Source organism: Enterobacter cloacae complex sp. HYC003_NIDB (assembly GCF_056673375.1).
The window spans coordinates 256,058-274,966 of the sequence record NZ_CP114221.1; the positions used below are offsets into that span (position 1 = coordinate 256,058).

An 18,909-nucleotide genomic window follows, 5' to 3' on the forward strand; every position below is an offset into this window, starting at 1 on the left:
CTATAACTGTTATGCTTACGAGCTTTATTATTAAATCACTTGTCGTATTGGTAAAGTTCAAATTACTTCGTGATGAACGTCTCGAATATACCAGCAATAAAAATATTGATGAGATGTACGATTTAATGAATGCGAAGGAAGAAATCCTCATAAGGCATCATAAGCAGATGTTGGCATTGCATCTTTCACTATTAATATTCGTTCTATTTATTGCTTACATTTACTAAAAATAATTTTATTCAACATTTCAACAAAGGGTTTTCAATGGAAAGCTTCGAAACTGAACAAATGATTCAATATGCTTTCTACATAAATATCGTAATAACGACTGGTTTGGCATGGTTTTGCTTGCGGTCAGGATTGCATTACAATTTTTTCAGAAAAGCAGAGAGTGCCAGAACAAAAGGGCTGAGTAGTACCTCTACTGAACACGGTCCAGCAATTGTGAGAATAAAGAAGCTACAAGCATTAGTAGATTTTATTAGTAACTGTGCTTTTCTAATCCTTTCAATTGGCACAGCTTATATTTTGTATTTTTGGATCCACAGTTAACTCATACAAGGTAACTTCGGCAAATAACAACTTCTAATGCAGGACTTTAATAACTATAACGGATGCTACATGAAAAACGACAGTTTAATTACGCGGTATAAAATACTTAAAGGCGAACGCGATGAGTCTATCTTCACCATAATAATCGCGCTAGTAGTAAAGCTGGGGCTGGTAGCCCTGGCATTCTATCTGTTGCTTGGTTCCACGATTGATTGGTCAAGCTGGAAAACCTATGCCGCCATGTTGATCTTTGGAGCATTTCTCTAAAAGGATGACCACGGCAATACCAGGTCAGACAACAAGGTCGTTAGCATGATCGTTGGAAGCAACGGAAGCACCTTGAAAAAGGTCGGCAGCACTATAAAATCCATCAGCAATGCACACAAATAAACTACTGGTATCTTAAAATGAAAGTGAAAGAGTTGATCGCCATGCTGAACGAAAGAGACCCTGAGGCAATTGTTCTGATTTCCGGCTATGAAACGATCGGCGGCACGGAAGTCGCAGAAGCTGATTTGCTCATTGATATGCAGTCAATATGCTTAGAACAGGCTGATAATCTCACAGGAAACCGTAAAGTTGTTTCTTCCGGTGGTGAAGATTCAGTTTGGTTAGGCTGGAAAGATGATTACCGTACAAAGGTGTTTTTAGAAGATGCCCAAATTCCTGATCAAGATGAATGACGGTCAGCGTTGGCTTCAAAGGCAATCTATCAGTACGTGAAACGTAAATGTTAAAAAATAACCACATATGAATCAATAACTTATGTCAAAGCTAAGTAGAGATGTCCGGGGTGGGGCAAAGTTCAAATGTCCTTTGATAATATTGAATTCCTGGATAAAAATCGCATCTTAACCTCTTCGTTTGAGTACCTTGTTGGGTTGACCCCGTATTCGCTTTATTTGTAGTATTGGGCTGCTTTGAAGTGTTTCATGTTCAAACGCGACGTGTTCTGTAAGTTCTTCCTGACAACAGAGCCGACAATATATACACATCCGCTATGGAGAATCTGACAACCGCTATGCGTATTACGCCACCCTGAGTTTTTCCTTCCTCTGTCGTACTGAGCAAGCCTCAGCACGCACTCAATAACATCCCGTCTGCGGATGTGCTTTACCGTACGTAAAAATGTAGCCCTCCAGGGCTGACTGTATCTAAAAACTGAGAAATTACTATGTTGCTGTCCTCGACGCGTAAGGACTGGCTGGGTAACGTCCGTGGTGACGTTCTGGCCGGTATTGTTGTCGCGCTCGCACTCATTCCAGAAGCGATCGCCTTTTCCATTATCGCCGGTGTTGATCCCCAGGTGGGCCTCTACTCGGCGTTCTGTATTCCTCTCGTTATGGCCTTCTTTGGCGGACGTCCGGCGATGATTTCGTCCTCCACCGGTGCAATGGCTCTCCTGATGGTGACGCTGGTGAAAGATCATGGCTTACAGTATTTACTGGCTGCCTCCATACTGACCGGGGTATTCCAGCTGATAGCCGGATATCTGAAGCTTGGCGGGCTGATGCGTTTTGTTTCACGCTCAGTGGGGCTTTGTTGAATAAATCAGATTTCGGGTAAGTCTCCCCCGTAGCGGGTTGTGTTTTCAGGCAATACGCACGCTTTCAGGCATACCTGCTTTCGTCATTTTGTTCAGCGCTCGTACCAGGGCCATAGCCTCCGCAACCTGACCATCGTAGTCACGCAGCGTCAGTGAACCCCCGAACAGCTGTTTTACCCGGTACATCGCCGTTTCCGCTATCGAGCGACGGTTGTAATCTGTTGTCCATTTCCACCGCGCATTACTCCCGGTCATTCGCTGATTAGCCACTGCACGGTTACGGTCTGCATATTCACCGGGCCAGTAACCCGCGCCTTTTCGGGGCGGGATAAGCGCGCTGATTTTCTTACGCCGCAGTTCATCGTGACAGAGCCGGGTGTCGTAAGCGCCGTCTGCCGATGCTGCCCTGATTTTTCTGTGAGTCTGCCGGATAAGACCCGGGAAGGCTTCTGAGTCCGTCACATTGTTCAGCGACAGGTCTGCACAGATGATTTCATGTGTTTTACTGTCAACGGCGAGATGCAGCTTACGCCAGATACGGCGGCGTTCCTGGCCATGCTTTTTGACTTTCCACTCGCCTTCACCGAAGACCTTCAGCCCGGTGGAATCAATCACCAGATGCGCGATTTCACCCCGGGTGGGCGTTTTGAAACTGACATTAACCGACTTTGCCCGCCTGCTGACACAGCTGTAATCCGGGCAGCGTAGCGGAACGTTCATCAGAGAAAAAATGGAATCAATAAAGCCCTGCGCAGCGCGCAGGGTCAGCCTGAACACGCGTTTAATGACCAGCACAGTCGTGATGGCAAGGTCAGAATAGCGCTGAGGTCTGCCTCGTGAAGAAGGTGTTGCTGACTCATACCAGGCCTGAATAGCTTCATCATCCAGCCAGAAAGTTATGGAGCCACGGTTGATGAGGGCTTTATTGTAGGTGGGCCAGTTGGTGATTTTGAACTTTTGCTTTGCCACGGAACGGTCTGCGTTGTCGGGAAGATACGTGATCTGATCCTTCAACTCAGCAAAAGTTCGATTTATTCAACAAAGCCGTTTTGAAACTGACGTTAACCGACTTTGCCCGCCTGCTGACACAGCTGTAATCCGGGCAGCGTAGCGGAACGTTCATCAGAGAAAAAATGGAATCAATAAAGCCCTGCGCAGCGCGCAGGGTCAGCCTGAATACGCGTTTAATGACCAGCACAGTCGTGATGGCAAGGTCAGAATAGCGCTGAGGTCTGCCTCGTGAAGAAGGTGTTGCTGACTCATACCAGGCCTGAATAGCTTCATCATCCAGCCAGAAAGTTATGGAGCCACGGTTGATGAGGGCTTTATTGTAGGTGGGCCAGTTGGTGATTTTGAACTTTTGCTTTGCCACGGAACGGTCTGCGTTGTCGGGAAGATGCGTGATCTGATCCTTCAACTCAGCAAAAGTTCGATTTATTCAACAAAGCCGATAGACTTTCCTCCGACTGAAACAACAGGATGATTGAGCCCATGCTTCGATACGAGTTAACGCCGAACAATGCAGGTTTTATACTGTGGGGAGATTCAGAAGCCCTGAATGAATTACATGAACTCATTCATTACATCGTGGATGAAAGCCCACTGATTAAAGTTAAAGACGGATTTATGTTATCCCTTGCCTATGATATTCGTAAAGCACGGGAAGGTAATCGTCGTGTTGAGCAACATCAGTATGATCAACATGATACATATAAGCTTTATGGTGTTGAGCTTTTATGGCCTCTGGTCCTGGTACAGTCCTCAATACTCAGAAACTCAATGGGTTATATTCAGACAGACAAAAACCAGCTGTCTGTCATGTATGCCTTTGAATACCTGATAGAATCAGCATTAACAGAGTCTGAGAGAACAACGTCGAATGATATTATGCTAACAGTAAAATATGCATCAGACTCTGATTTTAATTTCATTGAGGATAATATTGACAGCAGGTGCTGCTATTTTATCAGCCTATCTCCGGAGCAAAGAAAAAAGCAGTTAATCAGTATTGTTCGTTCTTTTCATTCATTATGGGGTAAGTATGCCCGTGAAAAGCAGGACATAAAGATGCTGAACGAAATGAATAATACATCATGGGTCTGGCCGGACAATATCAACTGGTGAGCAACCACTGTCCGGCCAGTGAGTACCATCAGCGGGCTCTTTTACCAAAAATGTCCTCTGAACGTGACTGAAGCTGTTTGAGTGCTTCGAGCATGTCATCATTATCCAGTGAGCGCTGGGATTTCTTCCCTTCCTGCTTTGGCCGTCGTCGGGAAGGGCCATCTCCAGCGGGAATTGACTGAGAGCGCGTGTTATCCCGCTTGCTCTGCACCAGACTGATAAACTCCAGGGTTCGGCCAAGACGCTTGTTATCGACAATCGCGCCCTGGTCGATTTCTGACAGTCGGTCGTAGGTAGAGTAGGGAAGTAGCGTACCGTTCAGGCGCAGCTCTTTTCTGCCATCAGGATAGTGATACACATCGATATATTTACCTATTGCACGGCGACTCAGTTCGCTGTCTTCAATCAGGTACAACATTTTATCATATTGTATCGTCAACGATTTTGAGACTTTACGTTTTTCACGAACAGTGAAAATAAGCCCCAGGTCCTCATCATGTTCTACAGCACGGTGTACGTCAAAATCATGTCGCGGTACTTTGCCAAAACGGCGGTTATAGTCAGCCATATAGGCCTCAGCGAAGTCATTTGCAGCCTCCATTGAACAAATGCCCTGTAACCGCAGCTCTTTGACCAGACGATCCTGTAAAGTGAGGTGAGCTCGTTCTACACGCCCTTTGGCGGGACTGGTTTCTGCACAGATAGTCTGGATGTTCAGTTCATGCATGGCTCGCCCAAACTGAGTATGCCCGTCTCCGCCTGTGGCGTGTTTATTGTTAACACGAAAAACACCGGCTTTATCGCTGTACAGTGCCAGCGGTTTACCATGCTTATCGATATAGCGCCGCGTGGCTTCGAAGTAAGAAAACGTGGACTCCGATTTAACAAACAACAGTTCCATCAGTTTGCTGGTTGCATCATCAACATAGACCAGCGCGGTGCAGGCCGGGCCACGGCCTTCAAACCAGTCGTGATCACAGCCATCTATTTGTATCAGCTCACCAGTACACGGACGCCGGTACCGTGGTTGAGGGATCCTTGCGGCACGTTGTTTACGGGGAACCCATAAGCCAGCCCGCACCATGATGCGCCGGACAGTTTCTTTGCCAAGAAACAGTCCGTGGAGTTCTTCGAGCTTTTCACGCGCCAGAGTCGGACCGAAATCAGCATAACGCGTCTTGATCAGTTCCAGAGCCTGATCTGCGAGCCCGGGTGGCAACTGGCGGTTACCACGCATGCCACATCGTCTGCTGGCCATACCAAGCGGTCCGCCTTCACGGTAACGGGCAAGAAGTCTGCGGCATTGCCTGTCGCTGATACCGAGGTGCTCGGCCGCACGGCGCGTTGTGATGCGACGTTCAATGACGTCCTGTATAATCTTGATCCGGTTGATCTCTTTCAAAGTAAACACTCCTGAGCTTTCTGCGCTCATGATATGCCTCCCGGTAGTTTAAACGGACCAGTGAAGCTTACCATAGCGCGGACATCTGAATTGAGCCACAGGCGGACATTACTATTGAGCCATTACAACCTTAGTACGTATAATGTATATTATGTAAGATCAGCGTTAAGTAGTCGATTTATTTGAAAGTGACGTCGTCTTTAAGTTAAAATCACCTATAATCAATACCTACTGGAGCAGCTCATGGCTGACACCTACCTCCCCCCGGGCTTTAAAAAATGCAAATCATGTCAGCAAGTTAAACCCTTTGAACAGTTTGGAAAAGAGCTCAAGGGCAAGTTTGGCCTCAAGAGTAAATGCCGAGCGTGTATTAGCGAGAAAAACAAAACGTACGCAGCAGGCCCAGGGGCCGAAGTAAAGACGCAAAATAATAGGACCTACCAGGCAGAAAACAAGACTGAGCTCGCGGAGAAAATGCGCGTTAAGCGTGCGAAAGAAAAATTTGGTGATCGCTATAATTCCTACCTCGCTTCTTTAGAGTCCATGAAAAAACTCAAATAATGTAATCGCCAACGGAGGAATAATGAATGTACATCTGAAATATGATACGATAAAGCACTATCACTTTGATTGGCTAACGCCTGCTGGCGACTATCCTAATTCAGCGGTTATGCTCGTAGGTTTCCGTGATGGGCGCTGGATTATTGTTCAAGAGTTCGGAAATGATTATAGCTGCTTCGAGGGCGTTCTGAAGAATGGTGATGATCTTAATACGGAGCCTAAATTCTATTCCGACTTAGAAAGCGTAGCGGTTGCTGCTTTTGGCATGATGAAGCAGATATATCCCCAGTACCAAGATAGCACGTTAGAAGAATTCCTCGCTGGATAAAATATTCTAGAAACCAAACTCGCCTTATTCGAAGGAAACTGACTATGTATAGAAAGGTTTTAGCTCTTTCAGCCTTACTGATTTCTGCTTGTTCCACCGATAATCCTCATAAACAAAGTATGCACCACAATGATTTTGAGCTTTCGGACTCAGCTGTAAAAATTCAAATCAAGTCTGGAAATAAGACAATCTCCGGCTCAGGTACTTGGATCGATGAACAACATATTCTTACAGCTTCACATTTATGGCTTGATGCAAGCAAGGATTATAGTCTAAGTATAATAACAAGGAATGGGAGCCAACCAGCAACAGTTATCAATATTGATGATCCTAAGAACCGGGACCTCGCTCTTTTAAAAGTAGAAAAAAATACTATTGTCAAAGCCCCACCTAATTGGAAGCTTCCAGTATGTGATAATGTTCTAGCTCCAGGTGAGTCTGTTTGGGTTCTATCGGGAATGTATAATACGCTTTCAAATACGTATGCTTCCCCCGACTCAACCTACTATTATAAAGGAATAGTTGGTTCTGATGGTTTGACTGCTTTTTATCAAAATGGAGTTAGTGGAAGCGCTGTGTTAAACCAATCTAAGAGTTGCTTATATGGTGTTGTGAGTCAACAAGACATTAAAAAGATCAATGTCTATCAGATATATATTACGAAGATTACTACAAATGAAATTATACGCGGATTCATAGGTTATAAAAATAATTAAATGAGCGTAATCTTACAACAGGCAATTCCGACGTTATCTGCGTTGGTCTACCTATCTGAACCTTTAAAAGGAACGTCTATCATGTATAAACTTTTACCCGCAATACTAGTCTTTCTTTCGGTGTTCCTTGGACTAATCGCTCTACTCAGTGCTATCAAAAATGGTTCTGATGAATTGGCGGTATTCCTCATTACACTTTCGGCGTGGTTCGCTGCTTTAAGTAAGTTTTATTCACTTAAACTGTATAAAAATAGTTAGCCTGTGAATCCAAATACAGTTGACAAGTATCCAGCACTGCCCCCGTGATTTATTCAGGTTAGAAGCATTCCCGGAGTGCAGGCTGGGATTAGAAAAGTTACTTTTCTTACGATGTACCAACCAATAGGGCACGACTTATCGTAATGCCTAATTACATATTACCTGTTTAAGTCGATCTAATAATTTCATTGGAGCAGACATGTCCCCGGAATTGGTATCAGGCATTGCACGAGTGGCGCATGAAAAGCTACTTTCAGTTTTGACGGAGTGCGGCACAAAGAAGACGAAAGGCACATGCCTTTTTGCAAGCTATCTTGTATGTTATTTAGCAAAAACTAAAGGTCTAGATGCTGTTGTTCGTGGGGGTAACGGTGCAGATGATGGCGGTATATTTACAGAGAGTGGTGGCTTTGGCCATTATTGGTGTGAATTGAACTTCGAAGAAGTGCAATATTATATTGACATCACTTCCGAGCAGTTTGGGTTTCATCCATACATAGTGAAACGCGTCAACGATATAACAGGATGGCCACGATATATTCCTGGTGATCAGGAAACGGTCGATAGTCATTTAGAACAATTATTACGCGACGGCTATACAGAATAGGCTGCGTATACACTATCGCAGCCTTTCAGGCTCTTAACCCTTGTGACCAGTTAACGGAACCACTCAGGATGACGCTGCCGATCAACGTTGATAACCTGCGAATTAAATTCAACGACATCCGCTGGAGTAAGCATTAATTCATCAGGATTTACAATAAATGGTCTTAAAACCACTTCGCCACCGTCTTCTTTTGCACCGTAGATATTAATAAGAAAGTGCAGTCGTTGATTTCCGTCAGCATTGCGTTGCCATTCTCTAAAAGTCAAAGTCTGTTTAATATAGTTTGTTAAAAGAAATGCGAATTCAGATTCTTCCGTTTGTGAGATACCGTTTTTGTTAGACATTTTTTTTAGTATCTTTCCGAGCATGGATACACAGGCATCTAGGGAAGGTGCGAATAAGCAGGTCATTTCTTCCCAAGCTGACTCGCTGATTAAAATTTCGCGGATCTGGGCCGATTTTTTTCCCGCAAACACATCGAATCAGCCTATTTAGGCTATTTTTTCCACCATTTCTGGCGTTATTTCCGGTTTTTACTGAGATCTCTCCCACTGACGTATCATTTGGTCCACCCGAAACAGGTTGGCCAGGGTGAATAACATCGCCAGTTGGTTATCGTTTTTCAGCAGCCCCTTGTATCTGGCTTTCACGAAGCCGAACTGCCGCTTGATGATGCGAAACGGGTGCTCCACCTTGGCACGGATGCTGGCTTTCATGTATTCGATGTTGATGGCCGTTTTGTTCTTGCGCGGATGCTGCTTCAAGGTTTTTACCTTGCCGGGACGCTCGGCGATCAGCCAGTCCACATCCACCTCGGCCAGCTCCTCGCGCTGTGGCGCTCCTTGGTAGCCGGCATCGGCTGAGACAAATTGCTCCTCTCCATGAAGCAGATTACCCAGCTGATTGAGGTCATGCTCGTTGGCCGCGGTGGTGACTAGGCTGTGGGTCAGGCCACTCTTGGCATCGACACCAATGTGGGCCTTCATGCCAAAGTGCCACTGATTGCCTTTCTTGGTCTGATGCATCTCCGGATCGCGTTGCTGCTCTTTGTTCTTGCTAGAGCTGGGTGCCTCAATGATGGTGGCATCCACCAAAGTGCCTTGGGTCATCATGACGCCTGCTTCGGCCAGCCAGCGATTGATGGTCTTGAACAATTGACGGGCCAGTTGATGCTGCTCGAGCAGGTGGCGGAAATTCATGATGGTGGTGCGATCCGGCAGGGCGCTATCCAGGGATAATCGGGCAAACAGGCGCATGGAGGCGATTTCGTACAGGGCATCTTCCATGGCACCGTCGCTCAGGTTGTACCAATGCTGCATGCAGTGAATACGCAGCATGGTCTCCAGCGGATAGGGCCGTCGGCCATTGCCCGCCTTGGGATAAAACGGCTCGATGACAGCGGTCATATTCTGCCATGGCAGAATCTGCTCCATGCGGGAGAGGAAAATCTCTTTTCGGGTCTGACGGCGCTTAGTGCTGAATTCACTATCGGCGAAGGTGAGTTAATGGCTCATGATGTCCCTCTGGGATGCGCTCCGGATGAATATGATGATCTCATATCAGGAACTTGTTCGCACCTTCCCTAGACTTAACGATGTTAAAATTTTGGTTGTATTAAAATCCTCCTGCGAAAGTGAAATCATCCATGTATTATCTTTATGATAGTCGGTGATATAAATAAAATGAGATGTAAAAGGCGTTGAGTGATTGAACTCTCCTAGGTAATGACTCCAACTTATTGATAGTGTTTTATGTTCAGATAATGCCCGATGACTTTGTCATGCAGCTCCACCGATTTTGAGAACGACAGCGACTTCCGTCCCAGCCGTGCCAGGTGCTGCCTCAGATTCAGGTTATGCCGCTCAATTCGCTGCGTATATCGCTTGCTGATTACGTGCAGCTTTCCCTTCAGGCGGGATTCATACAGCGGCCAGCCATCCGTCATCCATATCACCACGTCAAAGGGTGACAGCAGGCTCATAAGACGCCCCAGCGTCGCCATCGTGCGTTCACCGAATACGTGCGCAACAACCGTCTTCCGGAGCCTGTCATACGCGTAAAACAGCCAGCGCTGGCGCGATTTAGCCCCGACGTATCCCCACTGTTCGTCCATTTCCGCGCAGACGATGACGTCACTGCCCGGCTGTATGCGCGAGGTTACCGACTGCGGCCTGAGTTTTTTAAATGGCGGAAAATCGTGTTGAGGCCAACGCCCATAATGCGGGCGGTTGCCCGGCATCCAACGCCATTCATGGCCATATCAATGATTTTCTGGTGCGTACCGGGTTGAGAAGCGGTGTAAGTGAACTGCAGTTGCCATGTTTTACGGCAGTGAGAGCAGAGATAGCGCTGATGTCCGGCAGTGCTTTTGCCGTTACGCACCACCCCGTCAGTAGCTGAACAGGAGGGACAGCTGATAGAAACAGAAGCCACTGGAGCACCTCAAAAACACCATCATACACTAAATCAGTAAGTTGGCAGCATCACCACCTCGCTGAACCTTGCCATATAAGCATCGTACTCAGCCTGGTCTTCAGGAGATAAAAAATTTGGTGGGAGGAGCATCAGAATCCTTTCATCCTAGCTTGTATACCTTCTTCGTAGGCCAGCTCGCCATTATCGGTAAAAGATGGTTTTTGATGTTTATGATAAAGCTTAATTTTTCGTCAGGCTTGATAGCGTTACCGGAGAGATTTGATCTTTTCTCTTCAACTCGCAATACTGTTTATACATACAGTACAAGAATTCGAGTGTAGCTATGTCTGTTATCCTTGAGCACATTAGCAACAAGCCTTACGAAATGGCACCTTTTTTCAGTGATTTACTAAGCTGTGGAGTGATGAGTCCGTGCGCCGGGCATGAAGATAATGAATTAAATTTGCATGAATATGTAGTCCGCAACCGCCCCTCAACCTTCTTTGTCAGGGCGGCGGGCCTCAGTATGATCAATGCCGGTATCAATGATGGAGCAATACTGGTTGTGGATCGGTCTTTAACAGCACGACACGGCTCTATCGTCGTTGCGCTGGTGGATGGAGAGTTTACGGTAAAGATCTTACACACGTATCCTGAGCTGCTTTTGATGCCTTCTAATCCAGCCTATAAGCCGATACGTGTAAATCCTGAATCCCTTGAGATATGGGGCGTCGTCACCTTTGCACTGAATCAGTTCAGCCATGTACATGCACGTTGATATTAACGGAGCCTATGCGGCATTTGAGTGTGCGATGGATCCCAAGCTGTCAAAAAAGCCGCTCATCATAGCCAGCAATAACGATTCGTCCGTCATTGCAATGAATAAACTGGCTAAAAGCGTTGGTATTAAGCGTGGGACCCCAATTTTTAAGTGCAGGGATTTGATTCAGCAACACCGGATCGAAGTCCGGAGCTCTAACTTTACTTTGTATGAAGACTACTCAAATCGCTTCCATGAAACGCTGGAAAGCTTCGCGCCTCAATCGAGTCGATATAGCATAGATGAAAATTTCATGTTATTGAAAAACATGAACAAGATAATAGATTATGAAGATTACGGCCGGTTGATCAGAAGTACACTTCTTCATAATCTGTCCCTTACCTGTGGTGTGGGTTGTTCAAGCACCAAAACCCTCGCTAAATTATGCACCTATGCGAGCAAACGATGGGCAGCTACAGGCGGGGTTGTAGTTTTGACTGATCAGGCCAGGATCAGGAAGCTCCTGAGCCTGATCAGTACCAGAGAAATATGGGGTATTGGTCGAAAGATTAGTGAACGCCTGTCGGCTTTCGGGATCATCACTGCCGGTGATTTTTATAATAGCGACGTTCGCTTTTTACGTAAAAGCTTTGGCGTTGAAATCGAGCGTACCTGGCGGGAACTGCATGGCGAACCATGTTTCCGGCTGCACGAGTCTCCTCCTGTCAGGCAACAGATTATCGTTTCCAGAAGTTTTGGTCAGCGCCTTAATGAGATAGGCAAGCTACATGAGGCAGTTTCATTTTTTACCGCCCGGGCGGCAGAGCAGCTGCGCAAGGATGGCTCGTGGACCCGTCAAATCACAGTCTTCATTCAGAGTAGCAATTATGCGCAAGGTGAAAACCGCTACAGCAATTGTGGTATCGAGCCGCTTACCGCTACACAGGACACCCGCGATCTGGTTGATGCAGCCATGACCATCCTGAACCGCATTTACAGACCCGGGATAGCGTATGCGAAAGCAGGGGTAATGCTCTCCGCTATGACTGACGGCACAGAGCAACTCAGCCTGTTTGATACTCGCCCGGCCAGGCCTGGCAGTCAGGCACTGATGAAAGTTATGGACCGGTTCAATAAAGAAAAGCGCGGAGCTCTGTTTTTACTGGGGGAAGGCATTCAACAGGATTTTCGTATGAAGCAGGCCATGCTATCACCGAGATATACGACCCGCTGGGATGAATTACTCGTTGTAAAAGCGTAGCGGCCATGACCGGCATGGCCGTACTCATCAAATGTGAAAGTAACTTTAGGCCCCGCGAGCTTTTTCGATTGCGCCCTGCAAAGTTGCTGCGTCCATAGCCCCGGGGATAAATGTGGTAGTCGCCGCATTCGGCTTTTTCATATTCATAATGATGAAACCGGGTGTGCCGGTGATCCCGAGCGCTTCGCCCAGCTGCATATTGCCGGAGATCACGTTTTCATACCGGTTTTTTTCCCTGTCAGAAAACGTGCTGTTAAACCCTGACTTTTCCACCACAGTATTAAAGTCAGTGAGTTCGAATTTGCGTTGAGAGGTCATGAAGGTATGAGCCACAGCCATCAGGTTGTTGTGGTACTTACGATAGGCTTCAGCACCGAAATTCTGATAGACGTGCAGACCCGTAGCGGCCCCCATGGCAGATACAGGTTTTGAACCGGCAAAAATCGGGAATTCTTTAAAGAAGAATTTTACATCTTTGCTCTGATTCATTACCGATTCAACAACAGGTGTAACCCGCATGCAGTAAATACACTGATAGTCGAAGAACTCGATTACCGCGACGTCGGCGTCATCAGGGCCGATGTTTGGCGTCTCCTTGGTATCCAGCAGAGCTGGCGCATATGGAATTATTCGTTCCACTGAGGCACTCACGTTCTGATTTTCCAGCGCCTTACCTGCTTCCACTAAATAATGGGGATTTTTTACCAGGTAAGTAGCGGCAATTTTGCCAATTTCTTCCTCACTGAGCACCTTCGGTTTAAAATAAGTTGCCGTGATTAACGCCGAGGCAGCGGTAGCAATAACCGCAGAAATTAAAATCGTGGCCATCGGTTTTAAATAAAATTCTTTAGACATAGCTACCTTTATGCTTTTCAGCCTGTTAGTTATTAACCTGCGATGGATTATACTGGCCCGGTAAATCGGAATTATTCGTGAAACAATGCTTTTTGGAGATTAAAGGATGATTAGGCAGGGCTTTATACTCACAACCGCAATGCTTTTGAGTGGATGCGGATATCATTTCGCAAACCAGGTAGATGCGTACGATCTAATGCCTCGTCCTGTTACAAATAAAAGGTTTCAGATAGTCCCTCCGGACGAAAGTATTCAGTCCAGAATGTTTTCAGGCCGTTTTGCTGATGGATTAGCAAAAAAAGGAGTCATTATTTCCACTCACCAGCCAGATTATGTGCTCAGGTTCCGAATCAGCAGCTCACAGGAGAACATGCAGTATAGCGAGCAGCTTCTTACTGGGGTGACAGGCTACGTTGTAGATAAAAAGACAACGAGAACTGACAAGCATGGCGAATTGCATACTGACTATGACTACAAGCCAGTCGATGGGGTAATAGGCACTGAGACGATGTCGCAGATGCACTATATGCGACAGCTGGATGTCGAGGTATACCCGTCAGCGAAAGGAGCAAAGCAGGTTCTGAAAGTGAGTATGCAAAGCAATGCACCTGTGCCGTCAGACAGCATTGCTTATTCAGCAATGATCGACGCCTTTACTGATAAATTTGATGCGCCGCTGCGTTCCGGAAATTATGTTGCAGTGATCCCCTGGAACTGAAAGCAGACGGCGGGAAGAGAATGTTCAAAAGTGACTTTTGGACACGCACATTAACGTGGCTATCGCCCTCCCCCATTAAAATCATAAAGTCGGTAAAGATCGCCCATCGTGATGGAATTGGGCTTATTAATGAACAGATACTGTAACTGTTCTTTATGTTGAGTACTGGCAGCTGCATTCATAAGCACTTCCAGGTAGAACTTGTAGCCTATGCTTCGCTCTGAATACATATACTGGAACTGCATCAGTAAAATGCCTGACATAACATACAACAGCAGCAGACTGAGTAATACAGTGCTATCAGGCTGTTCCAGTGCCATACTGACATACCCTGAACCCAGAATGCACAGAAGCCACCCCGTCATTAGAGCAGGCACCCTACGACTCAGACGTTTATAACAACGTTTTATTACGGGATCCCGGAGATACTTTTTGTCAGGTATCCCCGTTGCTCTGATGACGAAGCTACTGAGTATCGACATCTTTTTTCCTTCTGGACGCTCTCAGTCAATAAATCAGGCCAGGCGCTCATTGAAAGCTACCACGAGCTGCGAATCGGGATTTTTTACCAGTTCGGGCCGGATAACTTTTAGTTGCCTCGTTGGGGCGAGCTCATCTGTAGGCCTGATGGTGGTATTACCCGGCCCCTTGCGGGTACTGTCGGTGTTTACCTTGAGCTTTTTATTTCCCAGGTAGCTTTCCATCTTTTTAGAGATGGTGTCACCTGTGGTCGCAACACCAGAGAGTTCCTTTAGATGTTCACCTTTATCCATTTGTACCGATGACATCAGAAATCCGATTCCGGGATCGTTTTCCGTTCCACAGGCTCCGTACTGACATTGTGCAGCGAAAACGGGCTGTACACCTACAGCAACCAGCATTAACGTACTCAGTAAAGTAGATTTCATACACACCTCTTACAGTCGGAAAAGTTACTTTTGCGCAGCGCCCATTTGGGTCACCAGGTTTTCCGGGCTCAGCCACCCCGTAAATAACTGCGGTTTGCCGCTTAGTGTCACCATGGTAGGAGTACCTTGCAGCGGGATTGTTGAGGCCACCTGGAAATGCGATTTGATAATGTTTAAGCAAGCCTCATCAGGACGTCCTTCCGGGATAGTTGAAACCGGATTCATCGCTGCATCCAGAGCTTCGTTTGGCTTTGCTGAACACCAGATTTTGGCCATGTTCCCGGCTACTACCGAGTTCAGTCCTGCACGTGGGAATGCAAGAAACTTAATCGAAATACCGGCATCAAGATAAGACTTCAGATCATGATGCAGTTTTTGGCAGTATCCACAGGTTATATCGGTAAAGATAGCAAGCCGGTATTTTTCGTTTGGTGATTTGTAGTCGATGGATTTTGTTTTGGATGCGAATTCCCGGACGCCCATTAAAATGGCCTGCTCAGTGGTGTTTACCACATCTTTACCTTTCACGTGGAATAAGCTTCCGGTAAAAATGTAATCTCCGTCTTTGCTCACGTAACTTACCCCCTCCCTGGAAATCACCGTAAAAATATCTTTTACTGGCGAGGGTTCGACGTGCTCGATTGAAAGCCCAATGGCTTTGAGCTTATCCCGGGCTGCATCTGGCAGTACCATTGTATTAACCGGCTCGGCATTCATCGTGAAGGCGGTACTTAATGAAAGAAGTAATACCGATGCCTTAATAATTTTTTTCATTTCCGCTCCTTAAATCGAGCACTAATATTATCACGCCCCAAAATTCCAGAATTTTGCTTAAACGCTTAAATCAACGGGTAAAGCCGAAAGAAAGTCGATAGATATATGGGAGAATAGATAAAACGTAGATTCAGTGGAGAAATCGTTGTGTTTACACCACCAGCAGATGATGTGAAACCTATTCCCGTTCCTGATGAGATTTACACTCAGTGCATTACGGATGCCGCCCGCTACTTCGGAATTGATGCTGAACTGGTTTTTACGTTGTTTGACAATGAAGGCGGTAAGGTTGGTACTTTCAGCAGGAATACTAACGGCACTTATGATATTGGCCCAATGCAGATCAACTCATCCAATCTACCTGAAATAAAAAAGCATTTCCCGACGGTAACGTGGCGGGTTCTGGCTTACGATGCTTGCGCAAGTTTCTGGGTTGGAACATGGTGGCTCTATAGAAAAATTGTTGATCGCAAGGGCAATGTGTTTGAAGGGATTGCAGATTACAACAGCAAAACCCCAAAGGTACGTGCAAAGTACATATTTAACTTCATGGTAAAGTACAATCGCCGGATCCAGCAGCGTAACGGGATGGGTGAGCTTTATCAATGGACCCAGCAACCTCCTCGATACAATGGCCATATAGCTAAAAATGTCCCGGAGCAAAACCCGACTCCTGTTGTTAAATAAATACAACCCGATATTACAGAAGATCATCGAGTGGCTTGGGTAAACCACCACAAATATTTCACACTGACTCAGGAGTAATATATTGTCTTCTTCTGCAAGAAATTTATTTAAGATTCTCTCTTCTTTCTTGATCCAGAAAAACCCTCATCATGAAGAAGTATGTGTTCATGAAGAAACAACAGCTGGTTTATGGGCCCCTCTCCCTGATTCGCATGTCGTGCTTTTCTTAGATTTCGATGGGGTTTGCCACAGGTGTAAAAATGAAACCTTTGAGCGAATGCCACTGTTAGAGAAATTGCTGGATAACTGCCCTGCCATGGTGATTGTTATCTCCAGCTCATGGCGTGAGTGCGCTAATACAAGTTATCTGAAATCTCTGTTCCGGGTGCCTTATAGAGACAAAATCATAGGTGCAACCGGTTCGGTATATTTAAAACACGGACAGACTGGTGTGCGGGCTGCCGAGTGTGAGGACTTTGTCTTTTCACATCGAGTTAAAGCATTTATCTGCCTTGATGACGACGAATCATTATTTCCGGCCGGTTATCCGCATTTGCACAAAACCGATTATTACACGGGCCTCACCGAATCTGACCTTGCAGCTCTTAACGCAAGGTACCATCAGCTCATGGGACGCTGATGAACAAAGTAACTTTCCTTTTACCCTGTCACTGCTGATCTCGTACGCCCATCCACTTTAGGATTGATTGTTTTATACCATACGCAATAATGTCTCATATGAATTCGACAAGAAAGGGACATTATGCTGCATCACTGTCAGGCTAAGTCACTGGATGACATATACCTTGAGGATATTCCCCACATCATACATCCGGCCACGGCGGTACATGACCTCGAAGATACCGCCCTGCCAAACCGGATTATTCAGGAATGGAATTTACCGCAGGGATATACACAGTTTGTCAGCCGGTATCACCAGTTCCACCATCAACGCCCCTGGCTCGCTTACCGCGATACGCTTGACGACATCAGATACGGTAAGATCGTTCTGCTTAGAAAAGACATAACCGGCAATGCCGGGCCGGGGGTTATATCAAATGGCAACCTACGCAATGACCTGCCCCTGTCCCTCTTTACCCGTCTGCGCGATATCATCTCTCGTCAGTTGAAACGCCCGGGGTATTACGTTCGATCAACGACACCAGCACAGCACGCCCAATCAACAAAAACCATTAATTCCAAAGCGGCTGGTCGTCTTCTCGCAGCTGGCGGGCTTTATAATGGAAATGTGGAGGGATTTCGACATACGGCTGAACAACTTGGCGGCGAAGCTGTTGAAGGCTATGACCAGGTATTGAACGAAACAACTTCAGGTATGCTGGTTGCAGCGGCTTCACTTCTGGTTATCCGAAATCCAAGGTCTGCGGATGAATTGACAAGTTATCTCGGCAAGTACAAAAAAGCACACGTTTTGCTCGATGATATGAATGTTAGCGAATTGAACTACATGCGCCGAGACAGAGCTGAATATTTAGCTCTCCGTGGACAATTCAACAATACTGTACGCCCTAACTTCCTTAAATCACTTTCAGACCACCCAGATGCCCTGGCTACGTTTGAACCTAACGATTTGATGAAACTTGCAACAGGCAAGGTCCCCTCTGGGTGGCAGGTTCACCACAAGATCCCTCTTGATGATGGTGGCACAAACGCTATAGACAACCTGGTACTTATTCAGAATTCACCATACCATTCAGCACTGTCGAAAGCACAATCCATCATTACGAAGGATCTACCGTATAATTCAAGCACCAAAGTTCTATGGCCATCGCCGAACGGTGTTATCTACCCGGTAGGAAAGTAAGAGGCGCTCATGAAAGATTTAACTCAACTACTCAGCAGCTTAAAGAGGTTGATGGTTGCAGATCACTACCCTTTAGCCAGCCCGGTAGCCCCGGAAGTCTTGAAAGACTTAATCTGCAATCCGCCTCCAGTGGAGTGGGCAGATCACAAAAAGAGCGCCTATATAGATATACAGAAACTCATTAAAACCAGGCTTGATTATGCCCAAGTGTTTAATGCTATGGATGGTTTTGAGTACAACGGACTTACGTTTTATAACCTTGTTCAGGCAGAGAACGAAAATCTATTGTGGTCAAATATTTACATACGCAACTTTGAAGCACGAGACAATGAAATCTACGTTGACCCAAATCTCACTGATAAGGTGTTAATCGGAGAAGATGGCATGTCACTTTTCGCTTATAGTTTTGCAGACGACTGCTTTCAGATAAGAGACAAAGCATCTACTGATTATGTTATTGAATCTCATACAGAGTTTGATAGATTTTTGTCTTCACTGATTCAAACCGTCAGTTGAATGTTCCGCAAGAGCGGTACTTCTGAAAAAAAGGCCGCAAACACATACTTTGCGGCCTTAATTGTTTAGCAGTAATTTACAATCTATTGATAGTCA

General features: G+C 46.0%; 24 protein-coding genes and 2 pseudogenes. 15 read left to right on the forward strand and 11 right to left on the reverse strand.

What is annotated here, in order from left to right:
- The first annotated feature begins 621 nt into the window (after positions 1-621).
- From O1722_RS24900 to O1722_RS24910, 3 genes and pseudogenes are all read left to right on the forward strand, one after another.
- Complete coding sequence (locus tag O1722_RS24900) at positions 622-819, forward strand: hypothetical protein (RefSeq protein ID WP_001371914.1); 198 nt, start codon at positions 622-624, stop codon at positions 817-819.
- Positions 820-959: 140 nt separating this feature from the next.
- Positions 960-1,235, forward strand: coding sequence for a hypothetical protein (locus tag O1722_RS24905; protein WP_000864986.1), 276 nt, complete (start codon positions 960-962; stop codon positions 1,233-1,235).
- A 491-nt stretch (positions 1,236-1,726) separates the two neighbouring features.
- A pseudogene (locus tag O1722_RS24910) lies at positions 1,727-2,086 on the forward strand (SulP family inorganic anion transporter); the annotation flags it as partial.
- Positions 2,087-2,143: 57 nt separating this feature from the next.
- Here the strand turns inward: O1722_RS24910 and O1722_RS24915 are convergent.
- On the reverse strand, positions 2,144-3,112 hold the full coding sequence (locus tag O1722_RS24915; protein ID WP_013815099.1) for an IS5-like element IS903B family transposase: 969 nt from the start codon (positions 3,110-3,112) through the stop codon (positions 2,144-2,146).
- 31 nt (positions 3,113-3,143) lie between these two features.
- Positions 3,144-3,515, reverse strand: a pseudogene (locus O1722_RS24920) (IS5/IS1182 family transposase); the annotation flags it as partial.
- Positions 3,516-3,589: 74 nt separating this feature from the next.
- Here O1722_RS24920 and O1722_RS24925 point away from each other — a divergent pair.
- Positions 3,590-4,222 (forward strand): DUF6904 family protein, encoded by a 633-nt coding sequence (locus O1722_RS24925; RefSeq protein WP_001567369.1) that lies wholly within the window; start codon positions 3,590-3,592, stop codon positions 4,220-4,222.
- A 28-nt stretch (positions 4,223-4,250) separates the two neighbouring features.
- Here the strand turns inward: O1722_RS24925 and O1722_RS24930 are convergent, their stop codons facing one another.
- Complete coding sequence (locus tag O1722_RS24930) at positions 4,251-5,654, reverse strand: ISNCY-like element ISKpn21 family transposase (RefSeq protein WP_001567368.1); 1,404 nt, start codon at positions 5,652-5,654, stop codon at positions 4,251-4,253.
- Positions 5,655-5,867: 213 nt separating this feature from the next.
- Between O1722_RS24930 and O1722_RS24935 the strand changes: the two genes are divergently transcribed.
- From O1722_RS24935 to O1722_RS24950, 4 genes are all read left to right on the forward strand, one after another.
- Positions 5,868-6,185 carry a hypothetical protein gene (locus tag O1722_RS24935; protein WP_000785965.1) on the forward strand — a complete coding sequence of 106 codons (318 nt, stop codon included), beginning with the start codon at positions 5,868-5,870 and terminating at the stop codon, positions 6,183-6,185.
- A gap of 22 nt (positions 6,186-6,207) precedes the next feature.
- Positions 6,208-6,513, forward strand: a complete 306-nt coding sequence (locus O1722_RS24940; protein ID WP_001100610.1) for a hypothetical protein — start codon at positions 6,208-6,210, stop codon at positions 6,511-6,513.
- A 44-nt stretch (positions 6,514-6,557) separates the two neighbouring features.
- The gene (locus O1722_RS24945) at positions 6,558-7,229 is read left to right on the forward strand and encodes a S1 family peptidase (protein WP_000285959.1); all 672 of its coding nucleotides are present in this window, start codon (positions 6,558-6,560) and stop codon (positions 7,227-7,229) included.
- Positions 7,230-7,686: 457 nt separating this feature from the next.
- On the forward strand, positions 7,687-8,094 hold the full coding sequence (locus tag O1722_RS24950; RefSeq protein ID WP_001371904.1) for a hypothetical protein: 408 nt from the start codon (positions 7,687-7,689) through the stop codon (positions 8,092-8,094).
- A gap of 50 nt (positions 8,095-8,144) precedes the next feature.
- Here O1722_RS24950 and O1722_RS24955 read toward each other — a convergent pair whose 3' ends face one another.
- The 4 genes from O1722_RS24955 to O1722_RS24970 form a co-directional block, all read right to left on the reverse strand.
- Positions 8,145-8,534: a hypothetical protein gene (locus tag O1722_RS24955; RefSeq protein WP_236689843.1), complete on the reverse strand. Its 390-nt coding sequence runs from the start codon at positions 8,532-8,534 to the stop codon at positions 8,145-8,147.
- Positions 8,431-8,646 carry a hypothetical protein gene (locus tag O1722_RS24960; RefSeq protein ID WP_122966916.1) on the reverse strand — a complete coding sequence of 72 codons (216 nt, stop codon included), beginning with the start codon at positions 8,644-8,646 and terminating at the stop codon, positions 8,431-8,433. The genes O1722_RS24955 and O1722_RS24960 overlap by 104 nt, the downstream gene beginning before the upstream one ends.
- The gene (locus tag O1722_RS24965; RefSeq protein ID WP_100185530.1) at positions 8,628-9,542 is read right to left on the reverse strand and encodes an IS5 family transposase; all 915 of its coding nucleotides are present in this window, start codon (positions 9,540-9,542) and stop codon (positions 8,628-8,630) included. The genes O1722_RS24960 and O1722_RS24965 overlap by 19 nt, the downstream gene beginning before the upstream one ends.
- A gap of 287 nt (positions 9,543-9,829) precedes the next feature.
- Positions 9,830-10,527, reverse strand: a protein-coding gene (locus O1722_RS24970; protein WP_095033700.1) for an IS1-like element IS1B family transposase whose coding sequence is annotated in 2 segments (ribosomal slippage) — positions 9,830-10,278 and positions 10,278-10,527 — 699 coding nt in all. Because the reading frame shifts where the segments join, the coding sequence is not laid out codon by codon here.
- 325 nt (positions 10,528-10,852) lie between these two features.
- Between O1722_RS24970 and umuD the strand changes: the two genes are divergently transcribed.
- Complete coding sequence (gene umuD, locus O1722_RS24975; RefSeq protein ID WP_000111290.1) at positions 10,853-11,287, forward strand: translesion error-prone DNA polymerase V autoproteolytic subunit; 435 nt, start codon at positions 10,853-10,855, stop codon at positions 11,285-11,287.
- Complete coding sequence (gene umuC, locus O1722_RS24980; protein ID WP_001371894.1) at positions 11,277-12,530, forward strand: translesion error-prone DNA polymerase V subunit UmuC; 1,254 nt, start codon at positions 11,277-11,279, stop codon at positions 12,528-12,530. Before umuD ends, umuC begins: the two co-directional genes overlap by 11 nt.
- 45 nt (positions 12,531-12,575) lie before the next feature.
- Here the strand turns inward: umuC and O1722_RS24985 are convergent, their stop codons facing one another.
- Positions 12,576-13,385: a DsbA family protein gene (locus tag O1722_RS24985; protein WP_000031378.1), complete on the reverse strand. Its 810-nt coding sequence runs from the start codon at positions 13,383-13,385 to the stop codon at positions 12,576-12,578.
- Positions 13,386-13,647: 262 nt separating this feature from the next.
- On the opposite strand from O1722_RS24985, the gene O1722_RS24990 reads away from it, so the two are divergent.
- Positions 13,648-14,103: a hypothetical protein gene (locus O1722_RS24990; RefSeq protein ID WP_223230168.1), complete on the forward strand. Its 456-nt coding sequence runs from the start codon at positions 13,648-13,650 to the stop codon at positions 14,101-14,103.
- A 59-nt stretch (positions 14,104-14,162) separates the two neighbouring features.
- Here O1722_RS24990 and O1722_RS24995 read toward each other — a convergent pair whose 3' ends face one another.
- The 3 genes from O1722_RS24995 to O1722_RS25005 all read right to left on the reverse strand — a co-directional run bounded on the left by O1722_RS24995 (position 14,163) and on the right by O1722_RS25005 (position 15,785).
- The gene (locus tag O1722_RS24995; protein WP_001439466.1) at positions 14,163-14,423 is read right to left on the reverse strand and encodes a hypothetical protein; all 261 of its coding nucleotides are present in this window, start codon (positions 14,421-14,423) and stop codon (positions 14,163-14,165) included.
- Positions 14,424-14,618: 195 nt separating this feature from the next.
- Positions 14,619-15,011, reverse strand: coding sequence for a hypothetical protein (locus tag O1722_RS25000; RefSeq protein WP_000843243.1), 393 nt, complete (start codon positions 15,009-15,011; stop codon positions 14,619-14,621).
- Positions 15,012-15,035: 24 nt separating this feature from the next.
- Complete coding sequence (locus O1722_RS25005; protein WP_000720274.1) at positions 15,036-15,785, reverse strand: thioredoxin fold domain-containing protein; 750 nt, start codon at positions 15,783-15,785, stop codon at positions 15,036-15,038.
- Between the two features lie 147 nt (positions 15,786-15,932).
- Between O1722_RS25005 and O1722_RS25010 the strand changes: the two genes are divergently transcribed.
- The 4 genes from O1722_RS25010 (at position 15,933) to O1722_RS25025 (ending at position 18,813) form a co-directional block, all read left to right on the forward strand.
- Positions 15,933-16,472 (forward strand): lytic transglycosylase domain-containing protein, encoded by a 540-nt coding sequence (locus tag O1722_RS25010; RefSeq protein WP_000494968.1) that lies wholly within the window; start codon positions 15,933-15,935, stop codon positions 16,470-16,472.
- An 82-nt stretch (positions 16,473-16,554) separates the two neighbouring features.
- Complete coding sequence (locus O1722_RS25015; protein WP_001371950.1) at positions 16,555-17,112, forward strand: HAD domain-containing protein; 558 nt, start codon at positions 16,555-16,557, stop codon at positions 17,110-17,112.
- Between the two features lie 123 nt (positions 17,113-17,235).
- Entirely contained in the window at positions 17,236-18,297 is a 1,062-nt protein-coding gene (locus O1722_RS25020) for an HNH endonuclease signature motif containing protein (protein ID WP_000902297.1), read from the forward strand.
- 9 nt (positions 18,298-18,306) lie between these two features.
- Positions 18,307-18,813 carry a YrhA family protein gene (locus O1722_RS25025; RefSeq protein WP_000654195.1) on the forward strand — a complete coding sequence of 169 codons (507 nt, stop codon included), beginning with the start codon at positions 18,307-18,309 and terminating at the stop codon, positions 18,811-18,813.
- Positions 18,814-18,909: the final 96 nt, after the last annotated feature.

Bases quoted from the DNA above. Each gene is read 5' to 3' on its own strand.
- O1722_RS24900 (WP_001371914.1), top strand. From the start codon at position 622: ATGAAAAACGACAGTTTAATTACGCGGTATAAAATACTTAAAGGCGAA.
- O1722_RS24905 (WP_000864986.1), top strand. From the start codon at position 960: ATGAAAGTGAAAGAGTTGATCGCCATGCTGAACGAAAGAGACCCTGAG.
- O1722_RS24925 (WP_001567369.1), top strand. From the start codon at position 3,590: ATGCTTCGATACGAGTTAACGCCGAACAATGCAGGTTTTATACTGTGG.
- O1722_RS24930 (WP_001567368.1), bottom strand. From the start codon at position 5,654: ATGAGCGCAGAAAGCTCAGGAGTGTTTACTTTGAAAGAGATCAACCGG.
- O1722_RS24935 (WP_000785965.1), top strand. From the start codon at position 5,868: ATGGCTGACACCTACCTCCCCCCGGGCTTTAAAAAATGCAAATCATGT.
- O1722_RS24940 (WP_001100610.1), top strand. From the start codon at position 6,208: ATGAATGTACATCTGAAATATGATACGATAAAGCACTATCACTTTGAT.
- O1722_RS24945 (WP_000285959.1), top strand. From the start codon at position 6,558: ATGTATAGAAAGGTTTTAGCTCTTTCAGCCTTACTGATTTCTGCTTGT.
- O1722_RS24950 (WP_001371904.1), top strand. From the start codon at position 7,687: ATGTCCCCGGAATTGGTATCAGGCATTGCACGAGTGGCGCATGAAAAG.
- umuD (WP_000111290.1), top strand. From the start codon at position 10,853: ATGTCTGTTATCCTTGAGCACATTAGCAACAAGCCTTACGAAATGGCA.
- umuC (WP_001371894.1), top strand. From the start codon at position 11,277: ATGCACGTTGATATTAACGGAGCCTATGCGGCATTTGAGTGTGCGATG.
- O1722_RS24985 (WP_000031378.1), bottom strand. From the start codon at position 13,385: ATGTCTAAAGAATTTTATTTAAAACCGATGGCCACGATTTTAATTTCT.
- O1722_RS24990 (WP_223230168.1), top strand. From the start codon at position 13,648: ATGTTTTCAGGCCGTTTTGCTGATGGATTAGCAAAAAAAGGAGTCATT.
- O1722_RS24995 (WP_001439466.1), bottom strand. From the start codon at position 14,423: ATGGCACTGGAACAGCCTGATAGCACTGTATTACTCAGTCTGCTGCTG.
- O1722_RS25000 (WP_000843243.1), bottom strand. From the start codon at position 15,011: ATGAAATCTACTTTACTGAGTACGTTAATGCTGGTTGCTGTAGGTGTA.
- O1722_RS25005 (WP_000720274.1), bottom strand. From the start codon at position 15,785: ATGAAAAAAATTATTAAGGCATCGGTATTACTTCTTTCATTAAGTACC.
- O1722_RS25020 (WP_000902297.1), top strand. From the start codon at position 17,236: ATGCTGCATCACTGTCAGGCTAAGTCACTGGATGACATATACCTTGAG.
- O1722_RS25025 (WP_000654195.1), top strand. From the start codon at position 18,307: ATGAAAGATTTAACTCAACTACTCAGCAGCTTAAAGAGGTTGATGGTT.